Genomic DNA, 10,592 nt, shown 5'->3' on the forward strand with positions numbered 1-10,592 from the left:
CGCTGATCAGCCCGCCGCGCAGCCGCGGATGTCGACCGCGTGGTCGCGGCCCAGAACGGTGATCCGCAGGGCCGACCGGTCGACCATGAAACTGGCGCCCTCGGCGTGAACCACCCGGCTCGTCGCCACCAGCGTGCCGCCTTCGCGGCGGGTTGCCGCTTCGCTGACCCAGAGCAGCGGATTGCCGGGTTCGATCACCACCACCTCGGGGGCGCCGGCGTCGGGCAGATGCAGGCGGGCGGTGACGCTGAGCCCCTCGCCGGTGGCGGCGATGCGGCAGTCGGCCCGTTTGAGCCCGGCTTCGTCTTCGGTCAGCGGCCGCGAGGCGATGGCCGAGGCGATGCGCGGATCGCGCGGCTGCTGCGCGGCCGGCAGCCTGGCCGAGACCCTGATGCGCCGGGGCACGCAGATGTCGCGGCAGACGCCGATTTCCAGCGCCGCCCTCAAGTGAACCTGCTTGCCGGAGCGGCGCGGCGTGATGCGCAGCGGCAGCACCACCTCTTCGCGGTAGCCGATCGACTGCATGCCGTTCTGCGACAGCACCTCGGGTGTCGGCCAGAGCACGGAAATATCCGACAGGTTGCCCGATCCGCCCCAGTCGAAACGCGGCGGGATACCGGCGTCGCCGGGGGCGCGCCAATAGGTCTTCCAGCCGGGGTCCAGCCGCAGGCGGATCGCGGCGATCCGGCTGCCGTCGGCTTCCTGCCAGCCGGGCAGGATATCGGCGCGAACCACGTCACCGATGGATTGTGCCGCAAGGGGCGCCGAGAAAAGACCGAAGGCCGCGAGGGTGATGCACAGGGTTTTCCACATGGGGTAGTTGTGACGCATGCCCGCAGCGAAGCCAATTCACTTTCAGGCGAGAAAACCCGTGCGATCCGTAACGCCGCCGGCATCATTGCGCGACATGGGTCTTGCACTAGGGCCGGTGCGGGATCATTTTGGAACAAGAACAAGGAGTTTCGGAGTGACCCAAGACGCCAAAGACGAGTTGCAGCTGACCGGAAAGATCCTGATCGCGATGCCCGGGATGGGCGATCCGAGGTTCGCCCATTCGGTGGTGCTGATCTGTGCCCATTCTCCGGATGGCGCGATGGGGCTGATCGTCAACAAGGCGATCGAGCAGATGCAGCTGGGGGCGCTGTTCGAGCAGCTCTCGATTGCGGCGACACGCGACAATCAGGGGGCCAGCCTGTATTTCGGCGGGCCGGTCGAGACCGGGCGCGGTTTCGTGCTGCACACGCCGGACTACCGGTCGGACCTGTCGACGCTGCGGATCGACGGCAGGTTCTCGATGACCGCGACGCAGGACATTCTCGAGGATATCGCGGTCGGCAACGGTCCCTCATCGTCGTTGGTGGCGCTGGGCTACAGCGGCTGGGGGCCGGGCCAGCTCGAGCATGAAATCGCCGAGAACGGCTGGCTGATCGCCGATGCCAGCCAGGCGCTGGTGTTCCAGGAAGAGGCGGCCAATATCTGGCCCGACGCCATGCACTCTCTGGGGATCGACCCGCTCAGCCTGTCGTCCACGGCCGGCCATGCCTGAGCGCAGGTGACCTTCGGGGGCCAGCCCCCTCTGGGCCTGCGGCCCCTTCACTCCCGGAGTATTGGGCGAAGAGATGAAGCCTAGGGGCGCGGCGCGGCGGCGCGGCGCAGCCGGTCGTTGATGGCGCGCCCGAGGCCGTGATCGGGGATCGGCGACACCGCGATGACGGCGGGGGCCATGGCGTCGAGCGCGTGCAGATGGCCGAAGAGATTGGCCGCCGCCTCGGTCAAATCGCCGGCCGGGGAAAGGTTCATCGCCGCATCGACCGGGCCGAAGCCGAGCAGCAGCTCACCCTCGCGCAATTCCGTTGCCCCGAGTCGCATCGCGGCGCCGGGCGCGTAATGCGAGCTCATCTGCCCCGGCGCGGTCAGCGGATCGCCGCCCTTGTGGATCGTCAGTTCGCGGCCGAGGGCGGCTTCGATCGCCTCGCTCGGCAGGCCGCCGGGGCGCAGGAGCGTCGCCGGCCCCGACTGTCCGGAACCCGACAGGCCGAGAATGGTCGATTCCAGGCCGACGTCGCACTCACCGCCATCGACGATGCCGGCGATGCGCCCGGAAAGCCCGGTGGCGACATGGGCGGCGCGGGTCGGGCTGATCCGGCCCGAGGGGTTGGCCGAGGGGGCGGCGACCGGACCGCCGAAACCTTCGAGAAGGGCGCGGGCCACGGGGTGTTCGGGCACCCGGATCGCCAGCGTCGGCAGATCGGCGGTGACCAGTGGCGAAAGGCCGGTGCCGGGTTTCAGCGGCAGGACCAGGGTCAGCGGCCCCGGCCAGAAGGCGCTGGCCAGGCGGTCGGCCTCGTCACTCCACTCGACATAGGTCTTGGCAATCTCGACCGAGGCGACATGGACGATCAGCGGGTTGAAACGCGGCCGGCCCTTGGCCTCGAAGATGCGTGCCACGGCAAGATCGTTGCGGGCATCGCCGCCCAGGCCGTAGACCGTTTCGGTCGGGAAGGCGACCAGCTGTCCCTCGGCCAGGAAGGCCGCGGCGCGCGCGAGGCCCGTCCGGTCCGGCGAGAGAATATGTGTCTGCACGTCGCATTCTCCTGTGACGTTGCGTTCTTCTATGACAGTATCGGCCCGCCCCTTACCTTGGGGCGCAAAGCTGCATACAAGCGCCGGCGATCAAAGCCAAGCCGTAACCGAAAGAGAATGCCATGCCCTATCGCGCCCCCGTATCCGACTACCAGTTTCTTTTCGACCATGTGGTGAGCCTGAGCGCGGTGACCGCGACCGAGCGTTTCGCCGAGGCCGACAAGGACATGACCGATGCCATCCTGACCGAGGCCGGGCGCATGTGTGAAGAGGTGATGTACCCGCTGCAGCGCAAGGGCGATCTCGGCGGCGCGGTGCTGGAAAACGGGCGGGTGCGTTCCTCGGAGGGTTTTGCCGAAGCCTATGGGCAGATTGCCGAGGGCGGCTGGATTTCGACCAGCGCCGATCCCGAGTTTGGCGGCATGGGGCTGCCGCACACGATCACCACGGCGGTCAACGAAATGATGAGCGGCGCCTGCCTGGCGCTGCAACTGAACCCCTTGATGACCCAGGGGCAGATCGAGGCGCTCGAGCATCACGCCAGCGACGAGATCAAGGCGCTCTACCTGCCCAAGCTGATCACCGGCGAATGGGCCGGGACCATGAACCTGACCGAGCCTCAGGCCGGATCGGATGTCGGGGCGCTGCGCTCGCGGGCCGAGCCCAACGGCGACGGCTCCTATGCGGTGACCGGGCAGAAGATCTTCATCACCTGGGGTGACAATGATTTCACCGGCAACGTCTGCCACCTGGTGCTGGCGCGTCTGCCCGATGGGGTGCCGGGGACCAAGGGCATCAGCCTGTTCATCGTGCCGCGCAACATTCCCGACGAAAACGGCGAGCCGGGCGTGGCCAACAGCCTCAAGGTGGTCAGCCTCGAGCACAAGCTGGGCCTGCATGGATCGCCGACGGCGGTGATGCAGTTCGACGGCGCCAAGGGCTGGCTGGTGGGGGCGCCCCACGACGGGATGCGCGCCATGTTCACGATGATGAACAATGCCCGCCTCGGGGTCGGCTGCCAGGGGGTGGGCGTGGCCGAGGCGGCCTATCAGCATGCGCTGGCCTATGCGCTGGAGCGCCGGCAGGGCCGCACCCCGGTCGGGGATGGCAGCGGCACCATCGTCGACCACGCCGACGTGCGCCGCATGCTGGCGACCATGAAGGCCGAGATCTTTGCCGCCCGTTCGATCGCCATGGCCTGCGCCGTGGCCATCGACATGGGCACCGCCACAGGCGATGCCGAATGGAAGGCCCGGGCGGCCTTTCTGACGCCGATCGCCAAGGCCTTTGGCACCGACACCGGCATCGCGGTGGCCGACATGGGGGTTCAGGTCCACGGCGGCATGGGCTTCATCGAGGAGACCGGCGCCGCGCAATACAGCCGCGACGTGCGGGTGACCTCGATCTACGAGGGCACCAACGGCATCCAGTCGATGGACCTGGTCGGGCGCAAGCTGATGGATGGTGGCGAGGCCGCCTATCGCCTGCTGGACGAGATCGAAGCCCATGCCGAGGCCGCCCGCGCCAAGCTGCCCGAACTGGCCGAGCCGGTCTGGGAGGCCACCGAAACCCTGCGCGAGACCACCGAGTGGCTGGTCGCCAAGACCGACCTCAACGACCGTTTCGCCGGATCGGTGCCGTTCCTGAAAGGCTTTGCCCGGGTGCTGGGGGCGCATTACCACCTGTGCGCCGCCATGGCCGAGGAGACCCAAGGCCCGCGCACCCGCCTCGCGCGGTTCTACATCACCCGCCAGCTGCCCGAACACGCCGGTCTGCTGGCACATGCCATGCGCGGGGCCGAGGATCTCTATGCCATCACCCTGGATGACCTCGGCGCATGACCGGGGTCATGCCTGGCATCCGCTACCCATGGGAGGCCCCCCCGCAGGAGGGGGCCGCCATCGAGGTCGCCGAGGGCGTGTTGTGGATCCGCCTGCCGCTGCCGATGATGCTCGACCATGTCAACGTCTACGCGCTGGACGAGGGGGACGGCTGGACGGTGATCGACAGCGGCTTTGCCTCGAAGCGCAGCAAGGCGATCTGGCGGGCCCTGATGGAAAGCGGCCCGCTGGCCGGAAAGCCGGTGACACGGGTGATCGTCACCCATCACCACCCCGATCACATGGGGTTGGCCGGCTGGTTCCAGAGCGAATACGGCGCCGAACTCTGGACCACCCGCACTGCCTGGCTGTTCGCGCGGATGCTGCAACTGGACGAACAGGCGGTGCCGACCCAGGAGACGCTGAATTTCTACCGCCAGGCCGGCATGGATGACGCGGTGTTCCAGCAACGGGTCAGCGAACGCCCCTTCAATTTTTCCGATGTCGTCGATCCGATGCCGGTGGGGTTCAAGCGGATCAAGGAAGGCGACGTGCTGCGAATCGGCGGCCGCGACTGGGACGTGCGGATCGGCAACGGCCACGCGCCCGAACACGCCACCTTCTGGAGCCGCGATGACAATCTCGTGATCTCGGGCGACCAGATCCTGCCCTCGATCAGTTCGAACATCGGCGTCTATGCCACCGAACCCGATGCCGACCCGGTGGGAGACTGGCTGGAATCCTGCGAACGGCTGGCGCAATTCGCCCGCGAAGACCACCTGGTTCTGGGGGGGCACAAGCTGCCGTTCTCCGGTTTGCAGCTGCGGATGAAACAATTGGCCGAAAACCACCACGGCGCGCTGGAGCGGTTGCTGGACCATCTCGACAGCCCCAAGACCGGCGGCGAATGTTTCCTGCCGATCTTCAAGCGCCAGATCGGCGGACCGGCCTATGGGCTGGCTCTGGTCGAAGCGATTGCCCACCTCAATCATCTGTATCATGTTGGCAAGGTGACACGCAGCCTGCGCGATGACGGCGCATGGCTTTGGCAACGCAAAGGGTAAGAGACCATGGGTGATCAGATCGAAACTTCCGCCGAGGCCGCCGAGGCGGCGGCACTGCCACGCCGGCACGAGGTCCATGCCGACCCCAATGTCGAGCCCTGCAAGGACATCCCGCCATCGGTGGCCCGCAAGCCGGTGGCCAAGAAAAGCCCGGCAGAATGGGCCTATGAGCGGCTGATCCTCTATATCCAGAACTTCGAGAAACAGCTCGACAACGAGCACGAGGTCGCCATGGGGTTCACCGGCGGCGACGCCGGGGTGCTGCGGATCGAGGGCATGGGGTTTTTCGACCCAGACATGGTGACCTTTTACGGCACCGATTCGATGGGCGCCAAGACCCAGCTGGTGCAGCATGTCAGCCAGCTCAACGTGATGCTGCGGGCCCTGCCCAAACCGACCGAAGAGGCCGCGCCGACACGGATCGGCTTCCGCCTGGCGGCGGATCTGGCGAATTCGGAAAGCTGATTGCGGCCCGCCGCGATGTGATTGACCGGGTGACAGCCAGCATCGAATCCGCTAATCAGCTGGGACGAACATGAAAAGGACACGCGACATGGCTGAACACAAACATGGCACGATGAACACCGACGTGCAGGAAAAGACCTTTGCCGGATTCATCAAGGCCTCGACCTGGGTGGCCGGGCTGTCGATCGGGGTCCTGATCTTCCTCGCGCTCTTCAACAGCTGATCCGAAGCTTCGGGTGATCTCCATGGGTTCTGTGTTGCGTCTTTGCGCCGCCCTGGTCCTGTCGGCGCTGCTGGCGGGCTGCGCGGTCGAAGAGGTTCATACCGCCACCCAGGAGGACATCCGGGCCGCGGTCTACAGCGATGGCGGTCCGCCGTCGCTCACCCTCTACACGATGGTCAGCAACAGCACCGGGCAGGGCGCCCATACCTCGCTGCTGATCAACGGCTCGCAGATCGTGGCATGGGATCCGGCCGGCAGTTTCCGGGCGCCGGGGATCGTCGCGAAAGAAGACGTGATCTACGGCATGTCACCGCAGATGGTCGATTACTACACCCGGTTCCACGCCCGTGAAACCTATCACGTGATCATCCAGAAGCTGCCGGTCAGCGCCGAGGTGGCCGAACAGGCGCTTCAGGCCGCAATGGCCCATGGCGCCGCCCCCAAGGCAACCTGTGCCCAGAGCACCTCGCGGATCCTGCAGTCGCTGCCGGGTTTCGAAGCCATCCAGCCGACCTATTATCCCGTCAAGCTGCACCAGCAGTTCGCCGCTTACGGGCCCGAAGAGCAGAAGCTCTTCGAATATGACGGCGACGACAAGTCCAAGGTGCTGGCCGAGTACAACGCCGCGCTGGTCGCCGAAACCCGCGCCCGGCGCAAGGCCGAGGGAACCACGGTCGCAACGAAGAACTGACCGCCCCGGCGGCTCACCCCATCAGGTAGAGCCCGCCATACAGCGTCACCGCCCCGCCGAGAATGGCCAGGATGACGTTCTTGGTGAAATACCCCAGGCCCAGAGTCACCAGTGCCGCCGTCAGCCGCGCCGGATCTGCCTGCCCGTCGGTGGCGGCGGGCCAGACCACCAGCGGCGCCGAAAGGCCCGGCAAGATCGCCACCGCGGTATAGCGCAGATGGCGCAGCAGCCAGGGCGGCAGCGGGCGGTCGCCGATGATGCCCAGAAACAGGAAGCGGAAGCCGAAACTGCCCAGCCCGAGCAGCAGGATCACGGTCCAGAGTTCGACGCGGTCGATCATTGGCCTGCCCTCTTTTCCGTCCACAGTTCGACCCGGGCGCCGGCCATCATGCCGCCGAGTCCGGCGATCATCAGCCCCAGGTTATAGGGCGCCCAGGCAAAGCCCAGCGCAAGGCAGACCGCGACCAGCGCCGCCACGACATGGGCCCCGGTGCGCAGCATCGGCCCGATCATCGCCAGAAAGGTGATCGGCACCGCGAAATCCAGTGCCAGCTCGGCCGGGATCGACTGCCCGACCAGCGCCCCGACCAGCGTGAACAGGTACCAGTTGGGGCAGATCGGGGTCACGCAGCCCATGAAATAGGCCACCCGTTCGGGCACCGTCATTGCCGGCCGGGTCTCATATTGCAGGATGCTCATCGCATAGGTCTGGTCGACCGTGAAATAGGCCAGGATCGCCCGCTGCCACAGCGGCGCGGCGCCCAGATAGGGCGTCAGCGAGGCCGAGTACATCGCCATCCGCAGGTTGACCGCCAGCGACGAGACCAGCACCACGACGGTGGGTGCGTTCTCGTCCATCAGCTGCAACGCGGTGAACTGGGCGGCGCCGGCAATGACCCCCACCGAGAAGGTCAGGACCTCGAGAACCGACAGGCCGGACTCGGTGGCCAGCACCCCGAACAGGGTCGAAAAGGGCACGATCACAAGCACAAAGGGCGTGCCGTCGCGAAAACCTTTCCAATAGGCCGATTTGATGCTGGAGGATGCCATCGCTTGCTCCTAGATTGGGCACGTTCACCTGCCTATCGCCCAGACTGCGGAGATGCAATTGGCCTCGACAGCGGATATTTCCGACTACCTGATCGCCCCCGACCCGGGCGCCGCGCGGCTGACCCGCACCGTCGCCGGGGTGGACCACACCGGCGCCCCGGTCCGCACTTCGGTGGTCGAGGAACGGCCGCTGACGATCTTCCTCAATTCCCGCGAGATCGTCACTGCAATGACCATTGGCGATTACCCGGAATATCTGGCGCTGGGCTTTTTGCGCAACCAGGGCATGTTGGCCGACGCGGATGAGGTCACGCGGGTGGATTTCGACGAAGAGCTGGACACCGTGGTGGTGCGCACCGCCACCGAGACCAGCCACGAGGAAAAGCTGAAGAAAAAGACCCGCACCTCGGGCTGCGCCGTGGGCACCGTCTTCGGCGACATGATGGAAGGGCTCGAGGGGCTGACCCTGCCCCGGACCCCGGTCCGCACCTCCGAGCTCTATGCCCTGTCGCACAAGATCAACCGCACGCCCTCGCTCTATCTCGAGGCAGGGGCGATCCATGGCACCGTGCTCTGCCAGGGCGACCGCCCGCTGGTCTACATGGAGGACGTCGGGCGCCACAACGCGGTCGACAAGATCGCCGGCTGGCTGTTCGACACCGGCACCCCGGCGGCGGACAAGCTGCTCTATACCACCGGGAGATTGACCTCGGAAATGGTCATCAAGACGGCGCTGATGGGCATCCCGGTGCTGGCCTCGCGCTCGGGTTTCACCGCCTGGGGGGTCGAGATCGCGCAACAGGTGGGCCTGACCCTGATCGGCCGCCTGCGCGGGCAGCGGTTCCTCTGCCTCAGCGGCGAAACCCGGCTGATCCGCGACGCCGACCCGGCCGCCATCGCCGACGAGCCGCGCCAACAGCGCCGCAAGGGCGCCGGCTGACCGCATGTTTCATCTCTTCGAAAACACGCCCGCCGGAGGCCTCAGATCATGAAACAGCCCCTGGGCGTCATTCTGGCCGGTGGCCTGTCGACCCGCATGGGCGGCGGCGACAAGGGCCTGTTGCAGATTGGCGGCAAATCCATCCTGTCGCATGTCATCGACCGGCTCGGGCCGCAGACCGCCGCCCTGGCGCTGAATGCCAATGGCGACGCGGGCCGTTTCGCGGAGACCGGCCTGCCGGTGATCGCCGACAGTCTCGGCGACCATCCCGGCCCCCTCGCCGGGGTGCTGGCCGGTCTCGACTGGGCGGCGCAGCAGGGCGCCGACTGCATCGTCACCGCCGCCGCCGACACGCCCTTCTTTCCCTGCGATCTGGTGCCGCGGCTGATGCTCGCCGCCGAGGGCATGACCCATCCGCTGGCCCTGGCGGCCAGCCGCGACGCTGAAAGCGGCCGGCTGTGGCGCCAGCCCACCTTCGGTCTCTGGCCGGTCTCCCTGCGCGACGACCTGCGCGCGGCCTTGCAGGGGGGGCTGCGCAAGGTGGTGCTCTGGACCGATCAACACGGGGCCAAAACCGCGGAATTCCCGGTCATCTCGGTCGACCCCTTCTTCAACGTCAACACGCCGCAGGACCTCGCGCAGGCCCGCGCCCTGGCCCGGGGGTAGCCGATGCGACTGTTCGGTATCACCGGCTGGAAGAACACCGGCAAGACCGGTCTCACCACGCGGCTGGTGGCCGAGTTCACGGCGCGCGGCCTGACCGTCTCGACCCTGAAACACGCCCATCACAGCGTCGATGTCGACCAGCCCGGCACCGACAGTTTCCGCCACCGCGCGGCCGGGGCGCAGCAGGTGCTGCTGGCCTCGCAGAACCGCTGGGCGCTGATGAGCGAACTCAACGGCGCGGCCGAACCCGATCTCGACCAGCTGCTGGCGCAGATGGCGCCGGTCGATCTGATCCTGGTCGAGGGGTTCAAGCGCGCGCGCCACGCCAAGATCGAAACCCACCGCGCCGCGGCCAATCAGCCGCTGATCGCGCCGGGCGATCCGACCATCCGCGCCGTTGCGTCCGACACGCCGCTGGCGATCGACCGGCCGCTGTTCGATCTCGACGACACCGCCGCCATTGCCGATTTCATCCTGAGCGAGACCGCCCCGTGACCCTGACCCCGCCGCCCCTGAAAGACGATTGCTTCGCGCTGCCCCCGGGGGCGCATTGGACACCGGTCGACGCGGCGCTGGCCTCGTTGAAAACCCGGCTGCATCCGGTCACCGGGCCGGAAACCCTGCCCCTGTTCGAGGCGCTCGACCGGGTGCTGGCCGCGGATGTCGCGGCCCGGCGCAGCAACCCGCCGCTGGCCAATTCGGCGGTCGACGGCTACGGCATGCGCCATGCCGATATCGTCGCGGGCCCGCAGGAGATGCCGCTGGTCACCGGCCGCTCGGCCGCCGGCCAGCCCTTTGCCGGGGTGCTGCCCGAAGGCCGGGCGATCCGCATCCTCACCGGCGCTGCCATCCCCGAGGGGGTCGACACCGTGATCCTGCAAGAGGACATCACCACCGACGGCGCCCGGATCAGCTTTCGCGGCCCCCTGAAACTGGGCGCCAACATCCGCCGCGCGGGCGAGGATTTCGCCATTGGTCAAACGGTCCTTCCCGCCGGGCGCCGCCTGACCCCGGCGGATCTGGCGCTGCTGGCGGCCTCGGGCGTCGCCGAGGTGCCGGTGCGCAAGCGGCTGCGGGTCGCGGTGCTCTC

At 67.4% G+C, this 10,592-nt stretch carries 13 protein-coding genes and 1 pseudogene; 10 read left to right on the plus strand and 4 right to left on the minus strand.

Annotated elements, in window-relative coordinates:
• Window positions 1-6: 6 nt before the first annotated feature.
• A complete protein-coding gene (locus ABZD10_RS09570) occupies window positions 7-831 on the minus strand; it encodes a protein-disulfide reductase DsbD domain-containing protein (protein WP_372886092.1) in 825 nt (274 codons plus the stop codon).
• A 136-nt stretch (window positions 832-967) separates the two neighbouring features.
• Here ABZD10_RS09570 and ABZD10_RS09575 point away from each other — a divergent pair, with 136 nt between their 5' ends.
• Entirely contained in the window at window positions 968-1,546 is a 579-nt protein-coding gene (locus ABZD10_RS09575; RefSeq protein ID WP_372886094.1) for a YqgE/AlgH family protein, read from the plus strand.
• Between the two features lie 80 nt (window positions 1,547-1,626).
• On the opposite strand, the gene ABZD10_RS09580 is transcribed toward ABZD10_RS09575, so the two are convergent.
• Entirely contained in the window at window positions 1,627-2,583 is a 957-nt protein-coding gene (locus ABZD10_RS09580; RefSeq protein WP_372886096.1) for an L-threonylcarbamoyladenylate synthase, read from the minus strand.
• Between the two features lie 122 nt (window positions 2,584-2,705).
• On the opposite strand from ABZD10_RS09580, the gene ABZD10_RS09585 reads away from it, so the two are divergent.
• The 5 genes from ABZD10_RS09585 to ABZD10_RS09605 all read left to right on the plus strand — a co-directional run bounded on the left by ABZD10_RS09585 (window position 2,706) and on the right by ABZD10_RS09605 (window position 6,846).
• Complete coding sequence (locus ABZD10_RS09585) at window positions 2,706-4,424, plus strand: acyl-CoA dehydrogenase (RefSeq protein WP_372886099.1); 1,719 nt, start codon at window positions 2,706-2,708, stop codon at window positions 4,422-4,424.
• A complete protein-coding gene (locus ABZD10_RS09590; protein ID WP_372886101.1) occupies window positions 4,421-5,467 on the plus strand; it encodes an MBL fold metallo-hydrolase in 1,047 nt (348 codons plus the stop codon). The genes ABZD10_RS09585 and ABZD10_RS09590 overlap by 4 nt, the downstream gene beginning before the upstream one ends.
• 6 nt (window positions 5,468-5,473) lie before the next feature.
• Window positions 5,474-5,932, plus strand: a complete 459-nt coding sequence (locus ABZD10_RS09595) for a DUF6173 family protein (RefSeq protein ID WP_372886103.1) — start codon at window positions 5,474-5,476, stop codon at window positions 5,930-5,932.
• A gap of 88 nt (window positions 5,933-6,020) precedes the next feature.
• The gene (locus ABZD10_RS09600; RefSeq protein WP_372886105.1) at window positions 6,021-6,155 is read left to right on the plus strand and encodes an aa3-type cytochrome c oxidase subunit IV; all 135 of its coding nucleotides are present in this window, start codon (window positions 6,021-6,023) and stop codon (window positions 6,153-6,155) included.
• A 22-nt stretch (window positions 6,156-6,177) separates the two neighbouring features.
• Window positions 6,178-6,846 (plus strand): hypothetical protein, encoded by a 669-nt coding sequence (locus ABZD10_RS09605; RefSeq protein WP_372886107.1) that lies wholly within the window; start codon window positions 6,178-6,180, stop codon window positions 6,844-6,846.
• Window positions 6,847-6,859: 13 nt separating this feature from the next.
• On the opposite strand, the gene ABZD10_RS09610 is transcribed toward ABZD10_RS09605, so the two are convergent.
• Entirely contained in the window at window positions 6,860-7,186 is a 327-nt protein-coding gene (locus tag ABZD10_RS09610; RefSeq protein WP_372886109.1) for an AzlD domain-containing protein, read from the minus strand.
• A complete protein-coding gene (locus ABZD10_RS09615; protein WP_372886111.1) occupies window positions 7,183-7,896 on the minus strand; it encodes an AzlC family ABC transporter permease in 714 nt (237 codons plus the stop codon). Before ABZD10_RS09615 ends, ABZD10_RS09610 begins: the two co-directional genes overlap by 4 nt.
• Window positions 7,897-7,948: 52 nt before the next feature.
• Here ABZD10_RS09615 and ABZD10_RS09620 point away from each other — a divergent pair, with 52 nt between their 5' ends.
• The 4 genes and pseudogenes from ABZD10_RS09620 to ABZD10_RS09635 all read left to right on the plus strand — a co-directional run.
• Window positions 7,949-8,836 carry a formate dehydrogenase accessory sulfurtransferase FdhD gene (locus tag ABZD10_RS09620; RefSeq protein WP_372886113.1) on the plus strand — a complete coding sequence of 296 codons (888 nt, stop codon included), beginning with the start codon at window positions 7,949-7,951 and terminating at the stop codon, window positions 8,834-8,836.
• 48 nt (window positions 8,837-8,884) lie between these two features.
• Window positions 8,885-9,502 carry a molybdenum cofactor guanylyltransferase MobA gene (gene mobA, locus ABZD10_RS09625; RefSeq protein WP_372886115.1) on the plus strand — a complete coding sequence of 206 codons (618 nt, stop codon included), beginning with the start codon at window positions 8,885-8,887 and terminating at the stop codon, window positions 9,500-9,502.
• Between the two features lie 3 nt (window positions 9,503-9,505).
• Window positions 9,506-9,997, plus strand: a complete 492-nt coding sequence (gene mobB, locus ABZD10_RS09630) for a molybdopterin-guanine dinucleotide biosynthesis protein B (RefSeq protein ID WP_372886117.1) — start codon at window positions 9,506-9,508, stop codon at window positions 9,995-9,997.
• Window positions 9,994-10,592: pseudogene (locus ABZD10_RS09635) on the plus strand (molybdopterin molybdenumtransferase MoeA); the annotation flags it as partial. The gene mobB and the pseudogene ABZD10_RS09635, both read left to right, overlap by 4 nt.

The organism is Shimia sp., assembly GCF_041624275.1.
Taxonomy (GTDB): Bacteria; Pseudomonadota; Alphaproteobacteria; order Rhodobacterales; family Rhodobacteraceae; genus Shimia.

Bases quoted from the DNA above. Each gene is read 5' to 3' on its own strand.
- ABZD10_RS09600 (WP_372886105.1), top strand. From the start codon at position 6,021: ATGGCTGAACACAAACATGGCACGATGAACACCGACGTGCAGGAAAAG.
- ABZD10_RS09615 (WP_372886111.1), bottom strand. From the start codon at position 7,896: ATGGCATCCTCCAGCATCAAATCGGCCTATTGGAAAGGTTTTCGCGAC.
- ABZD10_RS09585 (WP_372886099.1), top strand. From the start codon at position 2,706: ATGCCCTATCGCGCCCCCGTATCCGACTACCAGTTTCTTTTCGACCAT.
- ABZD10_RS09570 (WP_372886092.1), bottom strand. From the start codon at position 831: ATGCGTCACAACTACCCCATGTGGAAAACCCTGTGCATCACCCTCGCG.
- mobB (WP_372886117.1), top strand. From the start codon at position 9,506: ATGCGACTGTTCGGTATCACCGGCTGGAAGAACACCGGCAAGACCGGT.
- ABZD10_RS09590 (WP_372886101.1), top strand. From the start codon at position 4,421: ATGACCGGGGTCATGCCTGGCATCCGCTACCCATGGGAGGCCCCCCCG.
- ABZD10_RS09595 (WP_372886103.1), top strand. From the start codon at position 5,474: ATGGGTGATCAGATCGAAACTTCCGCCGAGGCCGCCGAGGCGGCGGCA.
- mobA (WP_372886115.1), top strand. From the start codon at position 8,885: ATGAAACAGCCCCTGGGCGTCATTCTGGCCGGTGGCCTGTCGACCCGC.
- ABZD10_RS09620 (WP_372886113.1), top strand. From the start codon at position 7,949: ATGCAATTGGCCTCGACAGCGGATATTTCCGACTACCTGATCGCCCCC.
- ABZD10_RS09610 (WP_372886109.1), bottom strand. From the start codon at position 7,186: ATGATCGACCGCGTCGAACTCTGGACCGTGATCCTGCTGCTCGGGCTG.
- ABZD10_RS09605 (WP_372886107.1), top strand. From the start codon at position 6,178: ATGGGTTCTGTGTTGCGTCTTTGCGCCGCCCTGGTCCTGTCGGCGCTG.